This is a genomic window from Amycolatopsis sp. NPDC104863, from assembly GCF_055582965.1.
In genome coordinates this window covers 146,608-171,346 of sequence record NZ_JBVJOW010000006.1, presented here as the reverse complement: position 1 = coordinate 171,346, position 24,739 = coordinate 146,608, and the positions used below count along the sequence as shown (strand labels likewise).

General features: G+C 72.4%; 20 protein-coding genes. 5 read left to right on the top strand and 15 right to left on the bottom strand.

What is annotated here, in order from left to right:
• Nucleotides 1–224 precede the first annotated feature (224 nt).
• Nucleotides 225–1,652 (top strand): S8 family peptidase, encoded by a 1,428-nt coding sequence (locus ACZ63J_RS31460; protein WP_465399478.1) that lies wholly within the window; start codon nt 225–227, stop codon nt 1,650–1,652.
• A gap of 170 nt (nt 1,653–1,822) precedes the next feature.
• Here ACZ63J_RS31460 and ACZ63J_RS31455 read toward each other — a convergent pair whose 3' ends face one another.
• From ACZ63J_RS31455 to ACZ63J_RS31415, 9 genes are all read right to left on the bottom strand, one after another.
• Nucleotides 1,823–2,653: an ABC transporter permease gene (locus ACZ63J_RS31455; protein WP_465314545.1), complete on the bottom strand. Its 831-nt coding sequence runs from the start codon at nt 2,651–2,653 to the stop codon at nt 1,823–1,825.
• Nucleotides 2,653–3,456 (bottom strand): ABC transporter permease, encoded by an 804-nt coding sequence (locus tag ACZ63J_RS31450; RefSeq protein WP_465334773.1) that lies wholly within the window; start codon nt 3,454–3,456, stop codon nt 2,653–2,655. Before ACZ63J_RS31450 ends, ACZ63J_RS31455 begins: the two co-directional genes overlap by 1 nt.
• Before the next feature lie 98 nt (nt 3,457–3,554).
• On the bottom strand, nt 3,555–4,499 hold the full coding sequence (locus ACZ63J_RS31445) for an ABC transporter ATP-binding protein (protein WP_465399477.1): 945 nt from the start codon (nt 4,497–4,499) through the stop codon (nt 3,555–3,557).
• A 41-nt stretch (nt 4,500–4,540) separates the two neighbouring features.
• Entirely contained in the window at nt 4,541–7,840 is a 3,300-nt protein-coding gene (locus ACZ63J_RS31440; protein WP_465399476.1) for a phosphodiester glycosidase family protein, read from the bottom strand.
• A 107-nt stretch (nt 7,841–7,947) separates the two neighbouring features.
• The gene (locus ACZ63J_RS31435) at nt 7,948–8,673 is read right to left on the bottom strand and encodes a maleylpyruvate isomerase family mycothiol-dependent enzyme (RefSeq protein ID WP_465399475.1); all 726 of its coding nucleotides are present in this window, start codon (nt 8,671–8,673) and stop codon (nt 7,948–7,950) included.
• A gap of 52 nt (nt 8,674–8,725) precedes the next feature.
• Nucleotides 8,726–9,136: a nucleoside-diphosphate kinase gene (gene ndk / locus ACZ63J_RS31430; protein ID WP_465313130.1), complete on the bottom strand. Its 411-nt coding sequence runs from the start codon at nt 9,134–9,136 to the stop codon at nt 8,726–8,728.
• A gap of 89 nt (nt 9,137–9,225) precedes the next feature.
• On the bottom strand, nt 9,226–10,860 hold the full coding sequence (locus ACZ63J_RS31425; RefSeq protein ID WP_465399474.1) for an MFS transporter: 1,635 nt from the start codon (nt 10,858–10,860) through the stop codon (nt 9,226–9,228).
• Nucleotides 10,857–11,174: a hypothetical protein gene (locus ACZ63J_RS31420; protein WP_465399473.1), complete on the bottom strand. Its 318-nt coding sequence runs from the start codon at nt 11,172–11,174 to the stop codon at nt 10,857–10,859. Before ACZ63J_RS31420 ends, ACZ63J_RS31425 begins: the two co-directional genes overlap by 4 nt.
• Before the next feature lie 65 nt (nt 11,175–11,239).
• Nucleotides 11,240–12,787 (bottom strand): alkaline phosphatase D family protein, encoded by a 1,548-nt coding sequence (locus ACZ63J_RS31415; RefSeq protein WP_465399472.1) that lies wholly within the window; start codon nt 12,785–12,787, stop codon nt 11,240–11,242.
• A 123-nt stretch (nt 12,788–12,910) separates the two neighbouring features.
• On the opposite strand from ACZ63J_RS31415, the gene ACZ63J_RS31410 reads away from it, so the two are divergent.
• On the top strand, nt 12,911–15,265 hold the full coding sequence (locus tag ACZ63J_RS31410; RefSeq protein WP_465399470.1) for a penicillin acylase family protein: 2,355 nt from the start codon (nt 12,911–12,913) through the stop codon (nt 15,263–15,265).
• Between the two features lie 22 nt (nt 15,266–15,287).
• Here ACZ63J_RS31410 and ACZ63J_RS31405 read toward each other — a convergent pair whose 3' ends face one another.
• Entirely contained in the window at nt 15,288–15,854 is a 567-nt protein-coding gene (locus tag ACZ63J_RS31405; protein ID WP_465399469.1) for a TetR family transcriptional regulator, read from the bottom strand.
• An 88-nt stretch (nt 15,855–15,942) separates the two neighbouring features.
• Here ACZ63J_RS31405 and ACZ63J_RS31400 point away from each other — a divergent pair, with 88 nt between their 5' ends.
• Complete coding sequence (locus ACZ63J_RS31400) at nt 15,943–16,836, top strand: SDR family oxidoreductase (RefSeq protein ID WP_465399468.1); 894 nt, start codon at nt 15,943–15,945, stop codon at nt 16,834–16,836.
• Here ACZ63J_RS31400 and ACZ63J_RS31395 read toward each other — a convergent pair.
• Both ACZ63J_RS31395 and folC read right to left on the bottom strand, forming a co-directional pair.
• Nucleotides 16,833–17,225: a DUF4233 domain-containing protein gene (locus ACZ63J_RS31395; protein ID WP_465313135.1), complete on the bottom strand. Its 393-nt coding sequence runs from the start codon at nt 17,223–17,225 to the stop codon at nt 16,833–16,835. The two genes, ACZ63J_RS31400 and ACZ63J_RS31395, sit on opposite strands and share 4 nt — an antisense overlap.
• Nucleotides 17,222–18,877, bottom strand: coding sequence for a bifunctional tetrahydrofolate synthase/dihydrofolate synthase (gene folC / locus ACZ63J_RS31390; protein WP_465399467.1), 1,656 nt, complete (start codon nt 18,875–18,877; stop codon nt 17,222–17,224). Before folC ends, ACZ63J_RS31395 begins: the two co-directional genes overlap by 4 nt.
• 73 nt (nt 18,878–18,950) lie before the next feature.
• Here folC and ACZ63J_RS31385 point away from each other — a divergent pair, with 73 nt between their 5' ends.
• Complete coding sequence (locus ACZ63J_RS31385) at nt 18,951–19,586, top strand: class I SAM-dependent methyltransferase (protein WP_465399466.1); 636 nt, start codon at nt 18,951–18,953, stop codon at nt 19,584–19,586.
• A 71-nt stretch (nt 19,587–19,657) separates the two neighbouring features.
• Nucleotides 19,658–20,533: an SGNH/GDSL hydrolase family protein gene (locus tag ACZ63J_RS31380; RefSeq protein WP_465334745.1), complete on the top strand. Its 876-nt coding sequence runs from the start codon at nt 19,658–19,660 to the stop codon at nt 20,531–20,533.
• 101 nt (nt 20,534–20,634) lie between these two features.
• Here the strand turns inward: ACZ63J_RS31380 and ACZ63J_RS31375 are convergent, their stop codons facing one another.
• The 3 genes from ACZ63J_RS31375 to ACZ63J_RS31365 form a co-directional block, all read right to left on the bottom strand.
• Nucleotides 20,635–21,612, bottom strand: coding sequence for a hypothetical protein (locus ACZ63J_RS31375; protein ID WP_465439706.1), 978 nt, complete (start codon nt 21,610–21,612; stop codon nt 20,635–20,637).
• Between the two features lie 10 nt (nt 21,613–21,622).
• Nucleotides 21,623–21,853 carry a hypothetical protein gene (locus ACZ63J_RS31370; RefSeq protein WP_465399464.1) on the bottom strand — a complete coding sequence of 77 codons (231 nt, stop codon included), beginning with the start codon at nt 21,851–21,853 and terminating at the stop codon, nt 21,623–21,625.
• 258 nt (nt 21,854–22,111) lie between these two features.
• Nucleotides 22,112–24,733 (bottom strand): valine--tRNA ligase, encoded by a 2,622-nt coding sequence (locus tag ACZ63J_RS31365; RefSeq protein ID WP_465399463.1) that lies wholly within the window; start codon nt 24,731–24,733, stop codon nt 22,112–22,114.
• Nucleotides 24,734–24,739 lie beyond the last annotated feature (6 nt).

Sequence of the window (24,739 nt, the reverse complement as noted above, 5' to 3'; positions counted from 1 at the left end):
CCCGGTGGCCTCCCCGAGTATCCCACACCGGGTGACTGCTCCGTCGTACTCGGTACCTCCGCCCACGCCGCCGGGCGCGCCGCGGGCGTCCCTCCGGGCCCACCGGCCGGGGGAACTTGGCCGTAGCGCTTGTCCGCCGGGCACGGGGTGGCTACCGTGCGGCTCGGGGTGACCGGGATCTCGCGCGCCGGCACCCGCGGTTCCTGCATCCGGTGGGAGGTCCGGTGTCCCTGCTGGCGCGGCCGCTGCGGGCGGCCGTGTGCACCGTCCTGGTGCTTTCGGGATGCGTCACCGCCGGTCCGGCGGTGGCCGACGAGCCCGGCTGCGGCCACGGGCGGAACCTGCGTTACGTCGTCACCTTCGACCGCGGCACGCCCGAAGCGACCGCCCGCGCGCAGGTCACGGCCGCGTGCGGCGCCACCACCGTGTACTACCCGCAGATCGCCGTGGCGGTCACCACGTCGGGTGACTCGTCGTTCGGCGACCGGATCGGGCTCGACCGGGCGTTCAGCGCCCAGGCCGAGCGGCTGGCCGCGCAGCGCGCGACGGAGTCCGCCAAGCCGCAGCCCGTGCGGGCCACGCTGCCGGCGACCGACCCCGCGAAGGTGCCCACCGCCGACCTGAGCGCCCAGCAGTGGGACATGCGGATGATCAACGCGGGCCGGGCGCGCGGGTACGCCGAAGGCAGCCGTGACGTCGTCGTCGGCGTCCTCGACTCGGGGATCGACCCGGACCACCCGGACCTCAGCGGCGCCCTCGACCGCGACGACTCCGCCGGCTGCCTGACCGGCGCCCCCGACCGCTCCCCCGCGGCCTGGGCGCCGACGACGTCGGTGCACGGCACGCACGTCGCGGGCATCATCGCCGCGGCCGACGACGGCCACGGCGTGACGGGAGTGGCGCCCGGGGTGCGTGTGGCGTCTGTGAAGGTGATCGACGACCGCGGGTACGCCGACCCGGAAGCGGCGGTGTGCGGGCTGATGTGGGCGGCGTCGCGGCACATGCGGCTGACGAACAGCAGTTTTTTCGTCAACCCGTGGACGTTGTCGTGCATCCGCGGCAACGACCGCGGCGTGGTGCACGAGGCGCTGGCCAGGGCGGTCGAGTACAGCACGTCCGCGGGCACGTTGAACGTGGCGGCGGCGACCAACGAGGCCGTCGACCTGACGCCGTCGGCGCATTCGGGGGCGCCGGGAGCGGGCAGCGGCTGCGAAGCCCTGCCGGCGGCGCTGCGGGACGTCGTCGCGGTGTCGGCCGTCGGCTCGGACCGGGTGAAGGCGGGCTACAGCTCGTACGGGCTGGGCGTGATCGACGTCACCGCGCCCGGCGGCGAGACGGGCCAGTGCGTCCTGTCGACGGTGCCCGGCGGGTACGCGCCGCTGTGCGGGACGTCGATGGCCGCGCCGCACGTGACGGGGGTGCTGGCGCTGCTGGCGTCGTCGTCGCCGGAGGCCGGGCCGAGGCAGCTGCGGCGGACGTTGGACGCGCAGGCGATGGCGATGCCCTGCCCGGCCGACTACGACCTCACCGGGGACGGGACCCAGGACGCCTACTGCGCCGGGTACGAGGGGTTCAACGGGTTCTACGGGCACGGGATGGTGGACGCGCTGGCGGCCGTGGCCCCGCGGGGACGGCCGGATCCGGCTCGCTGAGCCGTCTGGGTTCGTACGCAAAGCCGGAACTCGTGTGACTGGAGCCGTAACTCACGTGATTGGGCGCGTAACTCGCGTGATCAGGCGGGCATCTCGCGTGGTTGGAGGGGCATCTCGCGTGATTGGGGGGTCGACTCGCGTGATTGGGGGGTCGACTCGCGGGAGTGGGGTCAGGTTAGGAGGAGTTTGGCGATTCGGCGGGTTGAGGCCCACAGGCCCAGACCGCCCAGCGCCAGCAGGTAGGCCAGGTTGACCAGCATCGAGCCGGACAGGAGGCCGGTTGCCAGGCCGCGCATCAGCTCGATCGCGTGGTAGAGCGGGAGGCAGCGGACCACCCACTGCAGCGGTTCCGGGTAGACCGACAGCGGGAAGAACGTCGTCGAGAAGAGGAACATCGGCATCAGGATCAGCTGGATGTAGTCGAACTGGGCCGTCGAGCGCAGGAACGTCACCATGGCCATGCCTGTCGCCGAGAACGCCAGGCCGACCAGCAGCGCCGCCGGGACCATCAGCAGGGCCCACCACGACACCAGCAGCCCCATCGCCGCCGCGATCGCCAGGAACGCCACCGAGTAGACGCCCGCGCGGGTGACCGCCCAGCCGATCTCGCCCAGCGCGACGTCCAGCGGGCCGATCGGGGTGGCCAGCATCGCGTCGTACAGCTTCGCGTAGCGCAGCTTGAAGAACAGGTTGTACGTCGACTCGAAGACCGCGCCGTTCATCGCCGACATCGCCAGCAGCGCCGGTGCGACGAACGCGACGTAGCTCATCGGGCGGCCGTCCGGGCCCGCCACCTCGGTGACCAGCTTGCCGAAGCCCAGCTGGAACGCCAGCAGGTAGAGGAACGGCTCGACCGCGCCGGACAGGAAGATCATCCAGTTGGTGCGGTACACCAGGTACGACCGTTCGACGAGCATGCGCGCGCGGCCCGCGTACAGCCCGGGCGGGAGGATCCGCAGCAGCAGCCCGGCGCGGGCCGGCGGCGCTTGGACGCTCACCATCAGACCACCAGCCTCCGGTAGAAGGCCCGGTGCGCCAGCGCCCACCCGGCCGCGAACAACCCCGCCAGCACGGCGAAGTGGCCGAGCATCGCCCAGCCGCCGACCCCGCCGACGCTCACGCCACGGGCCAGCTGCGTGCCGTGCCACAGCGGGGAAAGCCAGGCCAGCCAGCGGATCGCGCCCGGCAGCTGGGAGATCGGGAAGAACGTGCCGGAGAACAACGTCATCGGCATCACGACGAAGCGGAAGATCAGCCCGAAGCGCTGGCCCTCGTCGTGCGTGCTCGCCGCGAGCGCCGCCATCGGCGTGGTGCAGGCGAGCCCGGTGACCGTGCCGGCCACGACCACCAGCAGCACACCGGGCCCGGTCCAGGCGCCGAAGAACAGGGCGACGAACGCGTAGATCGCGCCGGCCAGCGTCAGCCGGATCGCCGACCAGATCAGGTGGCCGCCGAACACCTGGCCCGGCGACACCGGTGTGGCGGTGACGGCCAGGTAGTCCTTCTGCCACTTGAACCCGGACAGCACCGGGTAGCTCGACTCGCCGACCGCCTGCTGCGCGGCGCCGGCGGCCAGCAGCGCTGGCGCGATGTACTGCAGGTACGACAGGCCGCCGGTGACCGCGCCCGGCCGCACCTGCGAGCCGAAGCCGAGCCCCATCGCGGCGAGGAACAGCACCGGCTGGAGGCCGGTGGAGTACAAAGTGGACAGCCAGTGCCGCCGGTACCACGTCCAGTGCCCCTCGACGCGCAGCCAGGCGCCGTGCCACTTCCCGACGACGCGGCCGGTGGAGACGGTGGTCATGGCCGCCTCCCCGGACACGACCGGCCGAGCGGCCGCAGGCGACCGGCGAGGGTCGTCGGCGAGCGCCGTCCGCGAGCATCGTTCGTCTTCGTCACGGGTCAGTCCACCAACGTCCGGCCGGTGAGCCGTAGGAAGACGTCTTCCAGCGAGCTGCGGCGCACCAGGCTCGACAACGGCCGCGCCCCGCGGGCGTGCGCGTGCTCCAGCGCCGCCTCGCCGTCGTCGCTGTAGAGCAGCACCCGGTCCGGCAGCTCCTCGACGCGCTCCGCGAGCCCCTCCAGCTGCTGGGCCGCCCCGGCCTGCTCCCCCGGCGCGAACCGCAGCTCGACGACCTCACGCGTCGAGTACCGGCTGATCAGGTCGGCCGGCGAGCCCTCCGCCGCGATGCGGCCGTGGTCCATCACCACCAGCCTGTCGCACAGCTGCTCGGCTTCGTCCATGTAGTGCGTGGTGACGATCAGCGTGGTGCCCTGCGCCTTGAGCCGGAAGAGGCGATCCCAGAGCAGGTGCCGTGCCTGCGGGTCCAGCCCCGTCGTCGGCTCGTCGAGCAGCAGCAGCTCCGGGTCGTTGACCAGCGAGCGCGCGATCGTCAGCCGCCGTTTCATGCCGCCGGACAACGGGTCTACCTTGTCGTCCGCGCGGTCGGTCAGCTGGGCGAACTCCAGCAGCTCCTCCGCCTTGCGCCGGGCTGCCGCGCGCGACAGCCCGAAGTAGCGGCCGTAGATCAGCAGGTTCTCCCGGACGGTCAGCTCGACGTCCAGGTTGTCCAGCTGCGGCACCACGCCGAGCCGCGCGCGGATCCGCGGCCCGGCCACCTCCGGATCGAGCCCCAGGACCCGCAGGTCGCCGTCGGTGCGCGGGGACACGCACGCGATCATCCGCATGGTCGAGGACTTCCCGGCGCCGTTCGGGCCGAGGAAGCCGAACGCCTCGCCGCGCCGCACCTCGACGTCGATCCCGCGCACGGCCTCGAACTCGCCGAAGCGCTTCACCAGCGCCTTGGCCTGCACCAGCGCCGGTTCCCGGTCCTCCGATTCGTCCACACCCCGACCATAGGACCGGGCACCGACAAAAACCGAACGGATTACCCGCGGACGGTCACCACCAGCGTCCGCGTCACCCCGTTGACCGTCACCGAGAGCCGCGCGACACCCGGGCGCAGCGCGGTCAGGACACCGGACGCCGGATCGAACGCGACAACACCCCAGCCGACCGTCCAGTCCGCGCTCACCGGGTAGGACACCGGCACGTCCCGGGTGCCCTGGCGCAGGGTCGCCCGCACCTCCGCGCGGTCACCGCGCTTCAGCGAGGAAGGCCCGGACAGCGTCAGCGAGTCGACGTTCGGCCGCGTCTCGAAGCGCACCGGCTGCGCACGGTCGGCCGGGTCGACGCGCACCAGCGTCCAGCCGACGAACCCGCCGTCGCCGGGTGCGGCCGCCGGGGCCTTGCCCGAGTTGCCGTTGACCAGGTAGGGCACGCCGTCCACACGCGAGAGCGAGAAGACGCCCGCGTGCGAGGCGATCGAGCCGGCCGGCTTGCCGGACGCCTGCTCGAACCCGGTCAGCCACTGGGTCAGCAGCGTGGCTTCCTTGCGGTCGCCGAGCTGGGAGTTCCCGGTCGGGCTCGGGTCCTTCACCGGGTGGTGCATGGCGACGACGACACCGCGCACCGACCGGTCGCGCGCGGCCGAGTCGAGCGCCGAGCGCAGCATCCGGATCTGGTCGAACCCGCCCGCCCGCAGCGAACCCCGCGAAGAGTCCATCAGCACCAGCCGGATGCCGTGCACGTCGACGACCTGGTGCGTGACCCCGAAGACGGCCTGGAAGTTGGCGAGCCCGTTGCCGCCTTCGGCTTCGTGGTTGCCCGGCACGTAGTACCAGGGCACCTTGCCGTCGAGCTCCTCGGTGATGACCTGCTTCGCCAGCACGAAGTCGGGCGGGGTGCCGCGGTCGACGAAGTCGCCGTTGATCAGCACCAGGTCCGGCTTCGCCGCGACGGCTTCCCGCAGGGCACGGCGGGCCTGCGCGACCAGCGGGCCGGCCGGGTCGTCCGCGGTGAACTGGGCGTCGCTGACGACGGCGACCCGCAGGCCGCCGGTCAGGGTTCCGTCGGTGACCAGCGCCGGGTCGTGCGGCGCCGGGTCCGCGGGCACCGTCGCCGTCGGCGCCACCTCGAAGGTGAGGTCGTCGAACACGAGGTGGCCTTCGTACTGCTGGTCCGGCACGTTCTCGACGGCGTAGAAGCGCGCCAGCCGCTGGCCGTCGGGCAGCCCGGCCGGGACCGCCGCGGTGACGTAGCGCCAGCCCGTCCAGTCGACGCTCAGCGACAAGTCCACAATGGACGCGACGTTCGCCGCGTCGCGCAGCTCCGCCCGCAGCCAGGCGCCCTTGCCGTCGCCGTTCACCCACAGCCCGATCTTCTGCGTGCCGGAAGGCACCGGCAGCGGCGCCGACGGCGTCACGTAGGCCGCACGCGTGGCGGTCGTGCCGGTGAGCCGGTAGTCCAGCGCGAGACCGGCGCCGCCGTCGCGGCCGGGAGCCGCCGACAGCGCCGCGCCGACGACCGCCGGGAACACCGTCGCGGCCCAGCCCGCGGTGCCGTCCAGCGGCGACGCGACCTGCGGCACGGTGCCCACCGAAGCGGCCAGGTGCGTCGTGAAGCCTGCGGCGGTCGCGGTGATCGCGGAGGCACCGGACGCGGTCAACGCCGTGACCGAATATCCGTCACCCGCCGGCTCGATCTTCACCACGGCGTGGTCGTAGTCCAGCTTGACGTCGTCGGGCTCCAGCCAGGTGCCGTACCCGTCGGCGTCGTAGCCGTAGACCTTGAACGTGCTCTTCGCGCCGGCGCCGGACAGCGCGACCTGCTCGGTGCTCGTGCCGAGCCGGACCGGCTTGCCCAGCACCGAAAGCGTGGTCTTGCCGGACGCGCGGCCGGACTTCGCCACGACGTCGACCGCGCCGGCGCCGTGGCCGGTGACGACCCCGTGCGTGACGGTGGCCCGCCGGAGGTCGGAGGTGCTCCAGCGCGGGTCGGCGGCGACCGCGGCGCCGGTCTCGTCGTGGCCGTCGGCGACCAGGTGCCGGGTCAGGCCGGCCAGGACGCGGTTCGCGTCGGCCGTCGCGACCGCGGGGGCCGGGGCGAACCCGGTGAGGCGCCCGCTGCCGGGCACCGTCGCGAAGCCGATCCCGTTGGGCACCAGGCGTTCCCCGCCGTCGGAGGGGGCGTTGCGGATGCTCGGCGCGGCTTCGCCCTCGTTGCGCGCCAGGAGCGTCGACGAGCCGCCGCCGTCGAGGTTGATGGCGTCGTCGGCGCCGAGGCTCTTCATGTGGCGCGCCAGTTCCAGCTCGGTCATGCCCCGGCTGTCGGCCTGGCGACCGTCCACAGTGGCCAGCCACAGCCGGCGGCCGTCGGCGGAGAAGCCGACCGCGGTCCGCGGGTGCATGGCGACGTTGTCGACGGGCTGCACGACACCGTCCCGGAGCAGGACTTCGTTGCCGCCCACCGCGACCGCGATCTTCCCGGCGTCCGTGCGCGGCGCGTAGGTGACGCCGACCGCGTCACCCGGCTTCAGCGCGGCGAGGGCGTCCGCGCCGGCTTCGCGGGCCAGCAGGACCGTGCTCCCCGCCGCGATCGGACCGGACGCGGGCGCGGCGCGGACGTCGGTGACCACGCCGCCACGCAGTTCGACCTCGACGACACGAGCCGCTCCGGCCACCGCCGTCGCACGGGCCGAGGCGCCCCACAGCGGCGTGTAGACGCCGATCGCGTCGCGGTCGAGGACCGGGCTGTTGAAGTTGGTCGCCTTCACCGCGCCGCCCGGCAGCGTCACGTTCGCTTCGAGGAAGACCGAAGCCAGGCGCGCCTTTCCCTCCTCGGTGATCGACGCGGTGAGGTTGTGCCCGGCGGCGGGCGCGGTCTGCAGCTGCCCGTGGTCGATGCCGACGCCGATCGGCGCGCCGGTGGCGTTGATGTCGAAGAAGTCGCCGTTCACCCCGGCGACCGCGCCCGCCCGCGCGACCTGCTGCGAAAGCGGTGTGCGCGCGGAAACCGTGCCCGGGCTGAGGTACGTCGGCTTGAGGACCTTGCTGCCCAGGTCGACGGCGAGGGTGTCGCCGCGGATCCAGCCCGCCGGGTCGAACCGGTCGAACTGGGTGAGGTCCAGCCCGGGCGCGACCTCGGTGGTCGCGCTGCCGGTGACGAGCCCGTCGTCGGGGTCCGCCGCGGCGAAGGCGGCCGGTCCCTGGTGGTCCGAGGACGCGGCAGGCGCGGCCTCGACCGGCGGCGTGCCGAGCGGCGCCGCGAGCGGGTCGGCGTGGGCGGGGACGGCGAACGCCGTCGCGAACAAGGCGAGCAGCGGCAGCGCAATGCGGGACTTCTTCACCAGGTACCCCAGTATCGAGTGAGAGTGAGCCGGACCCAGCACAGCGCAGCGGCACGTCCGGCGGAAGGGCTTCCCGGTGAACGCCGCCTGAATGGTCTAGAACAGCGTCAGGGCGTCAGCGGCGCTTCGAGCAGCGCGGCCGCGGCGGCGCCTTCGGCACGCGGGTCCGGGCCGGTGCGCTTCCACAGCCGCAGCAGGAGGTCCAGCGCGGGAGCTTCGACGCTCGCGGCGTCGCCGTCGGCCGGGCCCAGCGCGGGCGGCTCGCCAGGGTGGACGGTCCAGACGTCGCCGGTGTCGGTCGCACGCAGCGTGACGGGCCCGGGCAGCCGCGGCGAAGGGTGCCAGCGCGTGACGCGCGGCAGCATGACGGCGAGGACCTCGTCGACGCCGTCGGCGGCCACGGCCGGGTCGAGCGTGAAGTCCTGGCCCGCAGCGTGGCGGGCGTCGGCGAGGTGGACGGCGGTTTCGTGGACCTGGCGGCGGTACCAGAACGCCTTGGTCTTCTCGGCGCCGCCGAAGTGCCAGCACTGGTCGCCGGGGTCCGCGGCTTCCAGCGCGGCCAAGAGCCCTTGCGCGGTTTCGGCGTACCAGGACGCCGGATCGCCACCCGGGCCGTCGGCGAAGCTCTGCCGCTGCGCCTGCCCGGTCGTGACGATCGAGGTGGCCCAGCGGTGGACGTTCCCGAGGTGCGTGCCGAGGTCGGCCAGCGTCCACGCGCCGCAGTCCACGACCGGCGCGGCCGGGTCGGCGGTGCGCAGCACCTCGGTGAACCCGCCGGTCAGCTCCCGCAGCACGGGGAGGTAGTCGCGGGCCGGGAACGGCATCGTCGTCACGGGTGCTCCTGGGGAGAACCGGGGCCACGCGCGGGCGTGGCCCCGGCGCCGGTCACAGGTCGGGGAACCAGAGCTTCAGCTCGCGCTCGGCCGACTCCGGCGAGTCCGAGCCGTGGACCAGGTTGAACTGGGTCTCCAGCGCGAAGTCGCCGCGGATCGTGCCCGGGGTGGCCTTCTCGACCGGGTCGGTGCCGCCGGCCAGCTGCCGGAAGGCCGGGATGGCGCGCGGGCCCTCGACCGCGAGCGCGACCAGCGGGCCCGACGTGATGAACTCGAGCAGGTCGCCGAAGAACGAACGCTCCTTGTGCTCGGCGTAGTGCTCTTCGGCCAGGGCCTGGGGCACAGTGCGCAGCTCGAGGGCGACGAGCTTGAGGCCCTTGCGCTCGATCCGCGAGATGACCTCGCCGACGAGGCCGCGCGCGACGCCATCGGGCTTGACCAGGACCAGCGTGCGTTCAGTCACGACGGTTTGTCTCCTTGTTGCAGTTACGTGTCGGTGCGCGTGAGCGTAGCCGACCCGCTCAGCCTCCCCACCCCGACCAGTGGTCCACGTCAGAATTCGCGGCGCAGCCGACGACCGCGGGCGCGTGTCGGCGAGCTGAACCGTTCGATCGCGCCGATGACATCACGACGGCCCAGCGGAGGCTCCCTCATCATCAGCAGCAGGATCAGCACCACCACCGTCAACCCGGCCCCGACCGAGAAGGCCCTCGACGCGGCGACGGCGTAGGCGGGAGAGGGAACCGGGCCGGACCCGCCGGCCAGCACGGCGACGAAGCACCCGCTGGTACCGAGGATCGTCCCGAGGTTCCACAGGATCACGGACGTCGCCCTCGCCTCGAATTCCCGGTCTCCCGCCTCGTCGAGCAGGAATGCCACGGAAGCGCCCCGGGCGGCGCTGCCCAGGCCGAGCCCGGCCAGCAGGCCGAACCCGGCGACCACCCAGCCGCCGGCCCCGGCGCCCGCGATCGCGAACAGGGCGAACCCGGCCGCGGCGGCGAGCGCTCCGGACACCGCGACCGCGCGAGCCCGTCCCCGGTCCCGCAACACCGGGGAAACCAGCCGGCCGCCGAGGAAACGTCCCGCGGTCGCCGGTACGAACAGCACGCCGGTCTGCACGACGGAATGACCGAGACCGGCCTGCAGGTACAACGGCAGCAGGACGAGCAGCCCGGCATCCAGCACAGCGATGAGGAAGTCTGCGACGCAGAGCGGTCCGTACCACCGGTGACGCAGCAGGTCGGCCGTCAGCACCTCGTCCTTCCCCGACGAGCGCAGGAAACCGACGAACAGCACGAGTCCCAGGACGGCCAGCAGGTAGCACACGACCGCCGGGGCCGAGCCCCATCCCCACCGGGTGCCCGAACCGGTCACCACGACGAGCGGGACGAGCATCAAGGCGTACGCGCCGAAACCCGAGCTAGGCTGGAACAGTCGAGGCAGGCTGCCCCCCGGGAGTACCGATGGCGCGAACACCAGAACGATCGTGAGCAGTACCGCCTGACCGAGGAACAACCACCGCCAGCCCACCGAGCCGGCGACCAGGCCCCCCAGCACCGGGCCGGCGACCCAGCTCCCGGTGAGGAGAAGACCGAACGCACCGTTGGTCCGCACCCTCCGGTCGGCCGGGACGACGCGTGCCACGAGCGCGAACGTCACCGCGGCCACCGTGCCGGCTCCCGCCCCCTGAATCGCGCGACCGGCCGCCAGCAGTGGCATCGTGGGTGCGGCGGCCGTGATCACGGTCCCCAGGAGCAGAACCGCGAGCGCCACCAGATAACCGCGCCGGCTCGCCAGCCACATGGCGCAGAACGCCGCCAGGAAACCCGCCACGAGATGGGGCAGCTCCACCCACGCCTGCTGATCGAAGCCGCCGAGATCGGTCGCGATCCGCACGGTCACCGTGCCGGTCGAGGCACCGTCGGCGAACACCGCGAGCATGCCGGCCATGAGCACGGCCAAGGGCCGGGCCGGCCCCGCCGTCCGGGCGACCCTCGGCGACCGGCGGAACTTGTCGTCCCCGCGGCGGGTGGTGTCGGCGACCGCTCCGAGGAACCGGCGCCAGCCGGAGGATCCCGCGCTGTGCGGACGCGGCGTGAACGCCGGGCTCGCGTCTCCGAGTGCTTCGAGCAGACGTCGCCCGGCCGAGCCGGCGAGCTGCCCGCTCCGGAGCCGCCCGGGCGTCACGTGCCCGCCCCCGGATCGTCCTTACCGGGCAGCTGGGCCAGCGTATAGCCCGCCAGCTTCTTGACCACCAGCGGCGCCACCGCGCCGATGCCGAAGGCGACGAACCCGTTGCTCACCACCGGTGTGGTCGAGGCCGCCGCCGCCACTGCCGTGCCGATGCCGAGGTGCAGTACCTGCGCGACGGTGAACAGGCCGCCGCCGGGGCCGTCCGGCGCGGCCCACGGCCAGCCCTTCACCCGCTGGCTCGCTTCGAGGAAGACCAGCGCGCGGTTCACCGCGGCGCCGGCCAGGCCCCACAGGGCGTATTCCCACACACCCGCCCAGACGTCACCCGGCTCCGGCCTGTTACGACCCGAGCCGGGTGAATCGCCGAACGGGTTCAGCGGCCCTGCGGGTGCAGCTTCTTCGACCACAGCGACGCGCCGGTGGCATCCCGCAGGTCCACGGTCAGGTCGCCGCTCGCGCCGTCGATGTTCAGCTCGCCGAAGTGCTGGAAGCCGTCGATCGGGGCCGTGTTCGCCACCGGCGGGGCGTGCACGAACACCGCCTCCGGGCCGAACGTCGGGTCGAGCGTGTTGGGCCCGAACGCGCCCGCGTTCAGCGGTCCGGACACGAACTCCCAGAACGGGTCGAAGTCCTGGAAGGCCGCGCGGTCCGGCGAATAGTGGTGCGCCGCCGTGTAGTGGACGTCCGCGGTCAGCCAGACGACGTTGCGGACCCGGCGGCGCTGGATCTCCCGCAGCACCCAGGCCAGCTCCGTCTCGCGGCCGCCGGGCGCGCCCGGCAGGTTGTTCGCCACCGCCTCGATCGCGGTGCCGTCCGGGACGACCAGGCCGAGCGGCATGTCCGCCTGGACGATCTTCCACGTCGCCGTGCTGCGGCCGAGCGCGTCGGCCAGCCAGCGGGCCTGGCGGTCGCCGAGGATGTAGCCGGGCTTGGTCTGGTCGGCGGTGTTGGCGTTGCGGTAGGTCCGCATGTCCAGCACGAAGATCTCGACGCGGGAGCCGTAGGTGAAGCTGCGGTAGACCCGCCCGTCGACCGCGCGGCGCGAGTCGATCGGGTGCCACTCGTGGAACGCCTGGTACGCCCGCGGCGCGAGCACGTCGACGCGCTTCTCGGTGTAGGCCGGGTTGTCGAGGATCTTGCCCGGGTACCAGTTGTTCAGGACTTCGTGGTCGTCCCACTGGACGTAAGCCGGCACTTGGGACACGAACCGCTTGAAGTTGTCGTCGAGCCGGTTGTAGGCGTGCTGGCCGCGGAACTCTTCGAGCGTCTCGGCGACCTTCGCCTTCTCCGTCGTCATGACGTTGCGCCAGGTCCGGCCGCCGGGCAGCGCGACGGTCTCGGTCAGCGGGCCGTCGGAGTACACCGTGTCGCCGCTGTGCAGGAACAGGTCCGGGCACCGGGCGGCCATCGCGGAGAAGATCGTCATGCCGCCGAGCGCCGGGTTGATCCCCCAGTTCTGGCCGACGACGTCGCCGGACCACAGGATCCGGGCGTTGCGGCGGCCCACCGGTGCGGTGGCGAACCGGCCGGTCAGCGGCTGGCTGGTCGCGCGCCCGTCCAGCGACTCCGCCGTGACGCGGTAGTGGAACTCGGTGCCGGGCGCCAGGCCGGCGACGCGCACCTGGCCGGTGCCGCCGGTGGCCGGGCCGGCGGCGGGGCCGGTGATCCGGCGGGCGTGCCGGAACGACGGGTCGCGGGCGACCTCGACGACCAGGCGCGAGGGCTGGTCCGCGCGCGACCAGACGATCGCGGACCCGGGCGTGACGTCGCCGGACTGGACACCGTGGGTGAGCACCGGCCGGTCACGGCGGACCAGCGGTGTCGCGGCGAAAGCCGTCGAAGGCAGCACCAGGCTGGCGGCGGCGCCGGTCAGGCCGGCCTTGAACAGCGTGCGGCGGGAGTGGTGGGTCGGTTCGGTCATGCGCGGATTCAATCCCGCCCCGGCCAACGCCGGATGGCGCGCGGGTGAACGGATCCCGGGGGTTTTCCCCCATGTCCGCGGGGCTCGCCGTCGGTAGCGTGGTGATCACGACAAGGGGGTCAGATGAGACCAATCAGGAAAACCCTGGCGGTTCTGACGGCGGCGCTCACCATCACCACGCTGGGCACCGGTGTCGCGGCAGCCGGCGAAGACGGCGCGAAGGCCGTCCTCCGCTACACCGAACACGGCGTCCCGCACATCGTCGCGAAGGACTTCGACGGCCTCGGGTACGGCTACGGCTTCGCGGCCGCGACCGACAACGTCTGCGAGCTCGCGAACATCTACCTCACGGTGAGCGCGCAGCGGTCGAAGTACCTCGGCCCGGAGGGTGGCGGTTACCCGTCGCTGTCCGACGCGCGCAGCAACCTCCACAGTGACCTGTTCTTCCAGCGGATCAACGACTCGGGGGTGGTCGACCGGCTGGCCGCGGCACCCGCGCCGCAGGGCCCGCGGCCCGAGGTGCGGCAGCTCGTTTCCGGGTACGTCAAGGGGTTCAACGCCTACCTGGCGCGCACCGGCCGGTCCGGGATCTCCGATCCGGCCTGCCACGGCGCCGCCTGGGTCCGGCCGATCACCGAGCTGGACTTCTACCGGCACTACTACGCGATCGCGATCACCGGCGGCCAGGGTGTCGTCACCGAAAGCCTGTTCACGGCGCCGCCCTCCGGTCCGACGCCGGCGCCGGGCACCGCCGGGCAGCTCGGGGCGGGCCTGCGCCGAGCGCTCGGCGGCGGGGGCCTCGGCAGCAACGGCATCGCGATCGGCGCGGACTCGACCCGGGCGGGCGAGGGCAGTGTGCTGCTCGGGAACCCGCACTACCCGTGGCAGGCCGGCCGGCGGTTCTGGCAGAGCCAGCTGACCGTCCCGGGCCGGTTCGACGTCGCCGGCGCGAGCCTGCTCGGCATGCCGTTCGTCCAGATCGGCCACACCGCCGACGCGGCGTGGACGCACACGGTGTCCACTCCGGTCACGTTCGGCTTCTTCGAAGTGCCGCTGACGGCGGGCGACCCGACGACCTACCTCGTCGACGGCAAGCCGGAGAAGATGACCGCCCAGGACGTCACCGTGCAGGTCCGCCAGGCCGACGGCTCGGTCAAGCCGGCGAGCCAGCGGTTCTGGTCGACGCGCTACGGCTCGGTCATCGGCGACTTCCAGGGTGTTCCCCTGCCGTGGTCGGCAAAGTCGGCGTACGCGGTGCGCGACGCCAACGCCACCAACCTGCGCGGGCTGAACACGTGGTTCGAGCTCGACCAGTCGCGCAGCACGGCCGACGTCGTCCGGGCGCTGAGCCGCACGCAGGGCGTGCCGTGGGTCAACACCGTCGCCACCGACCGCGCGGGAAACGCGCTGTACGCGGACATCCAGGTCGTCCCGCACGTCACCGACGAGCTGGCGAGCCGGTGCAACACGACGCTGGGACAGCAGACTTTCGCGGCGTTCGGACTGTCCATCTTGGACGGCTCGAAGACGTCGTGCGGCTGGGGTGCCGACCCCGGCGCGGTCGAACCGGGGATCTTCGCACCCTCGCGGCTGCCGCAGCAGACCCGCCGCGACTACGAGCTGAACGCGAACGACAGCGCGTGGCTCGCGAACGCCCGCGCGCCGATCACCGGGTACCCGCACATCGTCGGGGACATCGGCACCGAACGCTCGCCGCGCACGCGGGAAGCGCTGCTCACCGCCGAGCGGGGCGGGTTCACCACGGACTCGATGAAGCAGATGCTCTTCGCCGACCACAGCCTGGTCGCCGACCTGGCCGCGGGAGACCTGGCGAAGCTCTGCGCGTCGTTCCCGGGCGGCCAGGCGCCGTCGGCGAGCGGCCCGGTGCCGGTCGGGCCCGCGTGCGACGCGCTGGCGAAGTGGGACCACCGGTACTCGCTCGACAGCCGGGGTTCGCTGCTGTTCCAGCGGTTCGCCGCCCGGCTCGGCGACCTGTCGCGCTTCACCGTGCCGTTCGACCCGAAGGCGCCGCTCACCACGCCGAACACGCTCAACACCGCGGACGCCGGGGTCCGGCAGGCGTTCGGGGACGCGCTGGTGGAGCTGCGCACGGCCGGGCTCGCCCCGGACGCGCGGCTGCGTGACGGCCAGGCCGTCACGCGCAACGGCGAGCGCATCCCGATCCACGGCGCGCAGGGTTTCCTCGGCGTGCTGAACGTGATGACGACGCAGTGGGACCCGGCGCGTGGGAACGTCGAAGTGGCGCACGGGTCCAGCTACATCCAGGTGGTCGGCTTCCACGGGCGCGCGTGCCCGGACTCCTCGACGCTGCTGACGTATTCCCAGTCGGCGAACCCGAAGTCGCCGTACTTCAGCGACCAGACGAAGCTCTACAGCCGGGGCGAGTGGGTGAAGGATCGCTTCTGCGAACCCGACATCCTGCGCTCCCCCGCGCTGCGGATCGTCGTCCTGCGCTGAGGTGCCCGGCGGGGGCGGGCGCTCAGCCCGCCTCCGCCGCCAGGACGCGCAGGTCGTCGAAGGCTTCGGTCAGGTGCTCCGCCAGGCCGCGCCCGGAGTCTTCGAGCCACGCCACGACGGCGTGGTGGAAGGTCGCCCAGCCGGTCTGGGCGGCCAGCGCGGCGAGCCGCTCGGCCACGCCACGCTCGCGCAGCGCCTCCGCCAGGGCGTCGGTCATCGCCGCGGCCTTGGCCAGATCGCGTTCGCGCAGCGCCGGGGTCGCCGCGATGACCGCGAGCCGCGGCTCGGCGAACGGCCGGTTGCCCTCGATGATCCGCGCGGCCTTCCGGAAGGCTCTCAGCAAGACTTCCAATGGCGGGAGCCCTTCACGTGCGTCGGCCACCGACCGGGTCAGGTCCGCGCGCAGGGTCGCTTCGCCGTCGAAGAGCACTTCGCGCTTGTCCGGGAAGTGCCGGAAGAACGTGCGCTCGGTGACGCCGGCCCTGGCCGCGATCTCGGCCGTGGTGGTCTGGTCGAACCCGCGTTCGGCGTACAGCTCCAGCGCCGCCTGCTGAAGGCGGCGGCGCGCTTCTTCTCCGCTGCGTGGCACCCCGCCAGCGTACCCGTAGTGACAGTGACTGACACTACGAGGTACGGTTCGTAGTGTCAGTCACTGTCACTACCTCGGGAGCACGTCCATGCACGTCTTCGTCACCGGCGGTTCGGGCCTAACCGGCCCGGCCGTCGTCACCGAACTGATCGAGGCCGGCCACAGCGTCACCGGGCTGGCCCGCTCGGCCGCGGCCGCCGACCGGCTGACCGCGCTGGGCGCCACCCCGCACCGCGGTTCCCTGGAGGACCTCGGCAGCCTGCGCCGCGGCGCCGAAGCCGCCGAAGGGGTCCTGCACATGGCCTTCGGCGGCGACTTCGCCGATCCGGACGACATGGAACGGCGCGACCGGACGGCGATCGAGACGCTCGGCGCGGTGCTGGAGAACACCGGCAAGCCGTTCGTCAGCACCTCGGGCACGTTGGTCATGCCCGCCGGGCGCGAGAGCACCGAGAAGGACGAGCCGGACACGGCCGGACTCGCCGCCTTCCGGATCGCCGGCGAGCGCGCCTGCCTGGAGTTCGCCGCCCGGGGGGTGCGCGCGAACGTCGTCCGGCTCGCGCCGACGGTCCACGGTCCCGGGGACCACGGCTTCATCCCCATGCTCATCGACACCGCGCGCAAGACCGGGAAGTCCGCCTACGTCGGCGACGGCGCCAACCGCTGGCCCGCCGTGCACCGGCTCGACGCGGCCGTCCTGTTCCGGCTGGCGCTGGAGGGCGCGCCCGCGGGCAGCGTGCTGCACGGCGCGGCCGAGAACGTCCCCTTCAAGGACATCGCGGAGACGATCGCCGACGGCCTGGGCCTGCCCGCGGTCTCACTCACCCCCGAGGAGGCCTCGACGCACTTCGCCAGCCCGTTCTTCGCGCTGGCCTACGCCTTCGACGCGCCGGTCGGCAGCGGGTTCACCCGCGAGCTGCTCGGCTGGGCGCCGACCCGGCCGGGCCTGCTCGACGACGTCGCGACCGGCGACTACCTCTAGGCCTGGGGCTGCTGCTGGCTCGCCAGGGTGCCGGCCGCCATCCGGCGGGCGACGTCCTTGCGCAGCCACAGCAGCCACAGCCAGACCGCCAGGAAGATCACGCCCAGCACGGCGATCGCGGGCAGCCAGAACACCAGCGCGATCAGCACCACCTGCAGCGCGAGCAGCAGCGGCACGGCCCACGGCCGCTTCACGAACCCGCAGGTCACGATGAGCAGGACGGCCACCGCGATGACCGTCCACCCGGTGCCGGTGCCGATCCCGCCGCCGAGCTTGTTCACCACCGGCAGCGCGAGGGCGACCGTGATCGCCTCCATGATCAGCGTTCCCGACATCACGCCGCGGAAGCCCTTCATCGGGTCCTTCGGCTTGGGAGTCGCTTCCGTCATGCCGGCTCCTTCCCGAACAGCGTGCGCGCTTCGCCCACGGTGACCACCGAACCGGTGACGAGCACCCCGCCACCCGCGAGCGGCTCCTCGGGGTCGTCGCTGGTCTCCACCAGCGCGATCGCCGTTTCGATCGCCGTCTCCAGGTCCGTCTCGGCGACGACGCGGTCCTCGCCGAACACCGAGATCGCCAGCTGGTTCAGCTCCTCCAGCGGCATCGCGCGCGGCGAGGAGTTGCGCGTCACGACGATGTCGGACACCACCGGCTCCAGCGCGTCGAGGATGCCGTGGGCGTCCTTTTCGGCCATCACGCCGACCACCGCGACCAGGCGGCGGAAGGCGAACTCCTCGGCCACGGTCGTGGCGAGCGCGCGGGCGCCGTGCGGGTTGTGCGCGGCGTCGATCATGACCGCGGGCGCCGAGCGGACCCGCTCGAGCCGGCCGGGGGTCTCGACCTCCGCGAACGCCTCGCGGACGGCCTCGAGGACCAGCTGCTTGTCCTTGCCCGCACCGAAGAACGCCTCGACGGCGGCCAGCGCGAGCGCGGCGTTCGCGGCCTGGTGGGCACCGTGCAGCGGCAGGAAGATCTCGTCGTACACCCCGCCGAGGCCCTGCAGCCTGAGCAGCTGCCCGCCGACGGCGACCTCGCGCTCCAGCACGCCGAACTCGCTGCCCGCGCGGGCGACCGCGGCGTCGACCTCGACGGCGCGTTCGAGCAGCACCTTCTGCACCTCGGGGTCCTGCTCGGCGATGACCGCGACCGAGCCGGGCTTGATGATGCCCGCCTTTTCGCGCGCCGCGCCGAGGATGTCCGGGCCGAGGTACTCGACGTGGTCGATGCCGATCGGGGTGATGACCGCGACGTCGGCGTCCGCGACGTTCGTGGCGTCCCAGGCGCCGCCCAGGCCGGCCTCGATCACCGCGGCCTCGACGGGCGCGTCGGCGAAGGCGGCGAACGCCATGCCGGTGAGGATCTCGAACTTGCTCATCGCGACGCCGTCCGCGGCCGCGCCGTCCACCATCGCCACGTACGGCGCGATGTCGTGCCACAGCTCCGCGTACCGGGCGGCGGAGATCGGCCGGCCGTCGAGCGCGATCCGCTCGGTGACCAGCTGCAGGTGCGGGCTCGTGTAGCGGCCGACACGCAGGCCCATCCGGGTCAGCAGCGCGTCGATCATCCGGGCGGTGGAGCCCTTGCCGTTCGTGCCGGCGACGTGCAGCACCGGGTAACCGCGGTTGGGCTCGCCCAGCAGCTGCGTCAGCGCCGAAATGCGGGTCAGCGACGGCTCGATCTTCGTCTCCGGCCAGCGCTGGTTCAGCTCGGCCTCGACGGCCATCAGCTCGCGCCGCGCCTCGGGCCCGTCCGGGCTGCCGTACACCGCGGGCTCGCCCTGGTCGTCGAGCTCGTGCAGCTCGGTGTCCTCGGGCACGCTCAGGTCGGGCACCGGGCCGGTCGCGAGGTTGTCGCCGAGCTGGCCGACGCCGCCGATCCCGCCGCGCGAGCCGCCGCCCACGTCGAACGCGGTGTCCCGCGCGTCCAGCTCCGGGTCGTGGTCGTCCGAGTCCTCGTACCCCTCGGCACCGAGCTCGTCGACGCCCGCGAAGCTGTCCAGATCCGACAGGTCCGGCCTGCGACCTGTCTCATCCTGCGGCACTGAATCTCCTCCGGCCTGGGGTTTTGGCACTTGCTTGCGAGTCTACGTGCGTGACAGGTGGCACTCTCGACCCATGCCGTTCAACCACAACGACCACTACCACCCGCTGCTGCTGGACCAGCTGCCGCCCGGGCCGGGGATCGCGCTGGACGTCGGGTGCGGCACCGGCCGGTTCGCGCGCCGGCTGGCCGCGACCGGGATGGCGGTCGAAGCGGTCGACGTCTCGGCGGCGATGGTCGAGGCGGCGTCGGGCCTGGGGTCGCCCGGGCCGGGCAAGATCGTCTACCGGCAGGCCGACATCACCACCGACGCCCTGCCCGAGCAGCATTACGACTTCGTTTCGTGCCTGGCGTCCCTGCACCACATGCCGCCCGGGACGCTCACCAAGCTGCGCCGCGCGCTGGTGCCGGGCGGGGTGCTCGTCGTGCTCGCCCTGGCGCGGCCGAGCACACCGGTGGACTGGGCGCGGGCGGCCGCTGCGGTCCCGGTCGACGCGCTGGCCCGGCTGGTCGTCTACGCCGGCGAGCGGCTGAACGGCGGCGCGGAGGACGGCCCGCGGGCCCCGGTCGTCGACGACTACCCGACGCTGGCCGAGCTGCGGCGTGAGTCGGCCCGGCTGCTGCCCGGGAGCACGGTCCGGCCGTTGCTGTTCTGGCGCACCCTGGTCACTTACCGTGAACGTGAAGACGGTGACCCGACAGGCGGGTGAAGTCCGGCCCCGAAGCGCCCCGCGCTCGCTAGATCTGGAAGGAGTGTTTCCGGAACCAGAACGGGGTCTTCATGCGCAACACCCGGCTGCTCCTCGCGGTCGTCTCGGCAGCCATGCTCCTCACCACCACCGCGACCGCCGCGTCGGCGGCCCCGCGGATCCACCACTACGTCGCCCTGGGTGACTCCTACACGTCGGGCCCGTTCATCCCGGTCCAGCGGACCGACCCGCTCGGCTGCGGCCGCTCGACGGCGAACTACCCGTCCGTGCTGGCGGACACGCTGAACGTCGGCGACTTCGACGACGTCAGCTGCGGCGGCGCCGACACGACGAACATGACGCGGCCCCAGGCGGTCCCGTTCAACGGCACCAACCCGCCGCAGCTGGGCGCGCTGCGCGTCGACACCGACCTGGTCACCCTCGGCATCGGCGGCAACGACTTCGGCGTGTTCGGCAGCATCGTGTCGACGTGCCCGGGGCTGCGCGCGAGCGACCCGACCGGCAACCCGTGCGAAGAGCACTTCACGACCAACGGCGTCGACACGATCCAGAAGGCGATCACCCAGACCGGCGCCCGGGTCGAGGCGGTGCTGGCGGCGGTCCACGAGCGTTCGCCGGGCGCGCGGGTGCTGGTGGTCGGCTATCCGCGCATCGCGCCGGAGAGCGGTTACTGCCCGGACGTCCTGCCGTTCGCGGACGGCGACTACGCGTGGCTGAACCAGGTCGAGCGCGAGCTGAACCAGGCCCTTTCGGACGCGGCCGACGCGGACGGCGACACGACGTTCGTCGACACGTTCGGCCCGTCCCGCGGGCACGACGCCTGCGCGCGCGGCGGGTCGGCGTGGATCAACGGCAAGGACCAGAACGTGTTCGTCGCGGCCGCCTACCACCCCCTGAAGGCGGGGATGGCGGGCGTGGCCGCGGTGGTGCTCAAGTCCGTGCGCTGACGAAGTCCAGCACCAGCCGGGCGAACTCGTCCGGCAGCTCGGCCGGGGCGCCGTGCCCGCCGGTCTCGGCAACGGGGCACGGCGCTCTTCCGGCTGAGCCGCTAACCGCCGCCGAGCCACCTCAACAGCCGCACGGCCGGGTCGGCGATCACCACGGTCGTCTCCTCGGAGGGGACGCCGGCGAACTCGAAGACGACGCTCTCCGTGTGCCACCCCGGCTCGGAGGGAACCGGTCGGCTGACCTCGATCGAGCGGTGACCGTCCCGGCCCCCGACCGTCCCGGCCTCGGGAGCCGGAACCGCACTGCCGACCAGCACGGCGCCGCCGAGCTGCACGGAAACGGCGGATCCGGTCGCGCCTTCCTCGGGCACACCGACCGTGGCCACGAACAGTCCGGTGACCAGATCGGGTGACACCCGGAGCACTTCGTAGTGAAGGGTGCACCAGACCTTCCGGACACCGTCCCCGGCTTCGCCGCCCCGCCCCACGGTGACGCGGTAGCCCACGTCGTAGGGCTTGCCGAGCAGCTCGCCGGCCGAGACGCGCACCGGCGCGGGGGCTTCTCGTCGCTCTTTCAGGGGCTGGGGACCGGCGACGCATCGGACGCCCAGTTCGAGCTGTGTCGCCGGCGGCGCCACCGCGCCGGGCGCCAACACCGCGGCCGCGGCACCGGCGCCGATCACCGTCCCGATGGTCACCAGCAGCCGTCGCAGCTGTCGCCCATCTCTGTTCCGAGACTTCGAAGCCTTGCCGCCGGCCCCCGGCACTCCACAATCTTCGCCCAGCTCGGTGCGGTGCAATCGCCACCTCTGTTGCCAGTACTCGAGCGCGTCCGGGCAGTTCACCCCCCGGCAGGCAATCACGTAAGCACGCACGTGGGCCCATGGCGGGATTGTTTTGCCGTTCGCCGCAGTCGAAAGGACGGACGCGGAGAAGTGCACACCGGGCCGCGCGGCCATTTCCCGGTAGGTCGGGCCACCCACGTTCTTGCGCAATTGCCGAAGGGCGAAACCGAACCGCGCTTCGGGACCGGATCCGGGATCGAGGCTCGTCTCCGGCCGGCCTGGCCTCGCCATCATCGAGCTCTCCTCAGACCGGCGGCCGGACGCCGCGTCCGAGCAGGCTGTTGACGGCTGCCACGGCGGCGAGCGCCGCACCGCTCGCGGCCGGCAAGGCCACCAGGACCGGAATGCCCGCACCACAGATCACGGCGGCCAGCACGACTATGCTGCTGAAGACGGTCAGATAAAGCCCTCGCACCACGCGGGCGTGGGGTGCGCACAATGCCGTCACCGGCACCGTGGGATCGCTGGACGACATCGGCTCTTTCCTGTTCGGCGTATCCGGTGGTTCGGGGCGGCAGGCCCGCTTGCGCGAACGCCCATTCCGCTCATCCGGAGCCCAGTATGTCGGCCGGGAAAGGCCGGATTCCAGCTGTGAGCCGATTCCCCGATCAATTCGGTCGGGACGGGCCTCCGGTCCGCGTGCAACGGAGCCGGGCCGCGCCGGTTCTCACCCCCGGGCACAAACGAAGCCCGGCCCTCCCGAAGGAGCGCCGGGCTTCGTTCGTCACCACCCTCAGGAAGCCGGCAGAGCCGCCAGCCTCGCCGTGATGCGGTCGATATCCGACACCGCCGTTTCCTTGCGCAGCTTGATCTTGTCGATCACCGGGGCCGGGGCCTTCGCGATGAACGCCTCGTTGCCCAGCTTCGCCTCCGTCTGGGACAGCTCCTTCTCCGCCGCCGCCAGGTCCTTCTGCAGGCGCTTGCGCTCTGCCGCCACGTCGACCGTGCCCGACAGGTCCAGCTCCACCGTCACCACGCCGGCCGCCAGTGCGACCTCGAGGGACGCGCTCGCCGCGAACTCCTCCGTCGGTGCCGTCAACCGGACCAGTGACCGGACCGCCTCCTCGTGGCCGCCCGAGTAGCCCGCCAGGCGGGCCGCCACCTTCTGGCCCGGCTTCAGCCCCTGGTCCGCGCGGAAGCGGCGGATCTCCGTCACCAGCTTCTGGACGTCCGCGATCCGCGCGTCCGCGGAAGAGTCCGCATAGCCCTCGAACGGTGCCGGCCAGGCCGCGACCACCAGCGACGCACCGCCGGTCAGGGCCGTCCAGAGCTTCTCCGTGATGAACGGGATGAACGGGTGCAGCAACCTCAGCACCGTGTCCAGCACGTGGCCCAGCACCGACCGCGTCGCCGCGACCCGAGCGTCGTCGCCCTGGTACAGCTGGACCTTCGCCAGCTCCAGGTACCAGTCGCACAGCTCGTTCCAGGTGAACTGGTAGAGCGCGCCCGCCACCTTGGCGAACTGGAAGTCCTCGAACAGGCCGTCCACTTCGGACACCAGCGCGCCGAGGCGGCCGAGGATCCAGCGGTCGGACTCCGTGAGAGAAGCAGCGTCAGGCAACGGCGAAGCGACCGAAGCGCCGTTCATCATCGCGAACTTCGTCGCGTTCCACAGCTTCGTGCAGAAGTTGCGGGAACCGGCCGCCCACTCGTCGGCCAGGGCCATGTCCGCGCCCGGGTTCGCGCCGCGGGCCAGGGTGAACCGGGTGGCGTCCGCGCCGTACGCGTCCATCCACTCCAGCGGGTCGATCACGTTGCCGCGCGACTTCGACATCTTCTTGCCCTGCGCGTCGCGGATCAGCCCGTGCAGGTAGACGTGGTCGAACGGCTGCTTGCCGTCCATCTGGTGCACGCCGAACATCATCATCCGGACGACCCAGAAGAACAGGATGTCGTAGCCCGTCGACAACACACTGGTCGGATAGAACTTGGCCAAATCGGCAGAAGACGAGGGCCATCCCAGCGTCGACATCGGCCACAGGCCCGAGGAGAACCACGTGTCGAGCACGTCCGGGTCCTGCGTCCAGCCCTCACCCGCCGGCGGCTGCTCGTCCGGGCCGACACACACCACTTCGCCGTCCGGGCCGTAGTACACCGGGATCCGGTGGCCCCACCACAGCTGGCGCGAGATCGTCCAGTCGTGCATGTTGTCGACCCAGTCGAAGTACCGCTTGCCCAGCTCGGCCGGGTGGATCTTCGTCCGGCCGTCGCGGACCGCGTCGCCGGCCAGCTTGGCCAGCTCCTCGACCTTGACCCACCACTGCAGCGACAGCCGCGGCTCGACGACCGTGTCGCAGCGTGAGCAGTGGCCGACCGCGTGCACGTACGGGCGCTTGTCGGCCACGATCCGGCCGGCCTCCCGCAGCGCGGCGACGACTGCCGGGCGCGCCTCGAACCGGTCGAGGCCCTCGAACGGCCCCGGCGCGGTGATCTCGGCGCGCTCGTTCATGATCGTCAGCATCGGCAGGTCGTGCCGGCGGCCGATCTCGAAGTCGTTCGGGTCGTGCGCCGGGGTCACCTTGACCGCGCCGGTGCCGAACTCGGGGTCGACGTGCTTGTCGGCCACGATCGGGATGCGCCGCCCGGTCAGCGGCAGCTCGACCTCGGTGCCGACGAGGTGCGCGTACCGCTCGTCGTCCGGGTGGACGGCGACCGCGGTGTCGCCCAGCATCGTCTCGGCGCGGGTGGTGGCCACCACGATCGCGGTGTCACCGTCGCCGTAGCGGATCGAGACGAGCTCGCCGTCGTCGTCGCTGTGGTCGACCTCGATGTCCGACAGCGCCGTCTGGCAGCGCGGGCACCAGTTGATGATCCGCTCGGCGCGGTAGATCAGGCCCTCGTCGAAGAAGTTCTTGAACACTGTCTGGACGGCCTTCGAAAGGTTCTCGTCCATGGTGAACCGCTCGCGCGACCAGTCGACGCCGTCGCCGAGGCGCTTCATCTGGCCGAGGATCTTGCCGCCGTACTCGGCCTTCCACTCCCAGACGCGCTCGACGAACTTCTCCCGGCCCAGGTCGTGGCGCGAAAGGCCCTCACCGGCCAGCTGGCGCTCGACGACGTTCTGCGTCGCGATGCCCGCGTGGTCCATGCCTGGCAGCCACAGCACCTCGTAGCCCTGCATGCGACGGCGGCGGCTCATCGCGTCCATCAGGGTGTGGTTGAGCGCGTGGCCCATGTGCAGCGAACCGGTCACGTTCGGCGGCGGCAGTACGATCGAGAACGGCGGCTTCCCCGACGAGGCGTCGGCCGTGAAGTACCCGGCCGCTACCCAGCGGTCGTACATCGGTGCTTCCTCGGCGGCCGGGTCCCAGGCACCCGGAAGGTCGGTGGTCTGCTGCGGAGCGTTCTCGGTCACAATGGA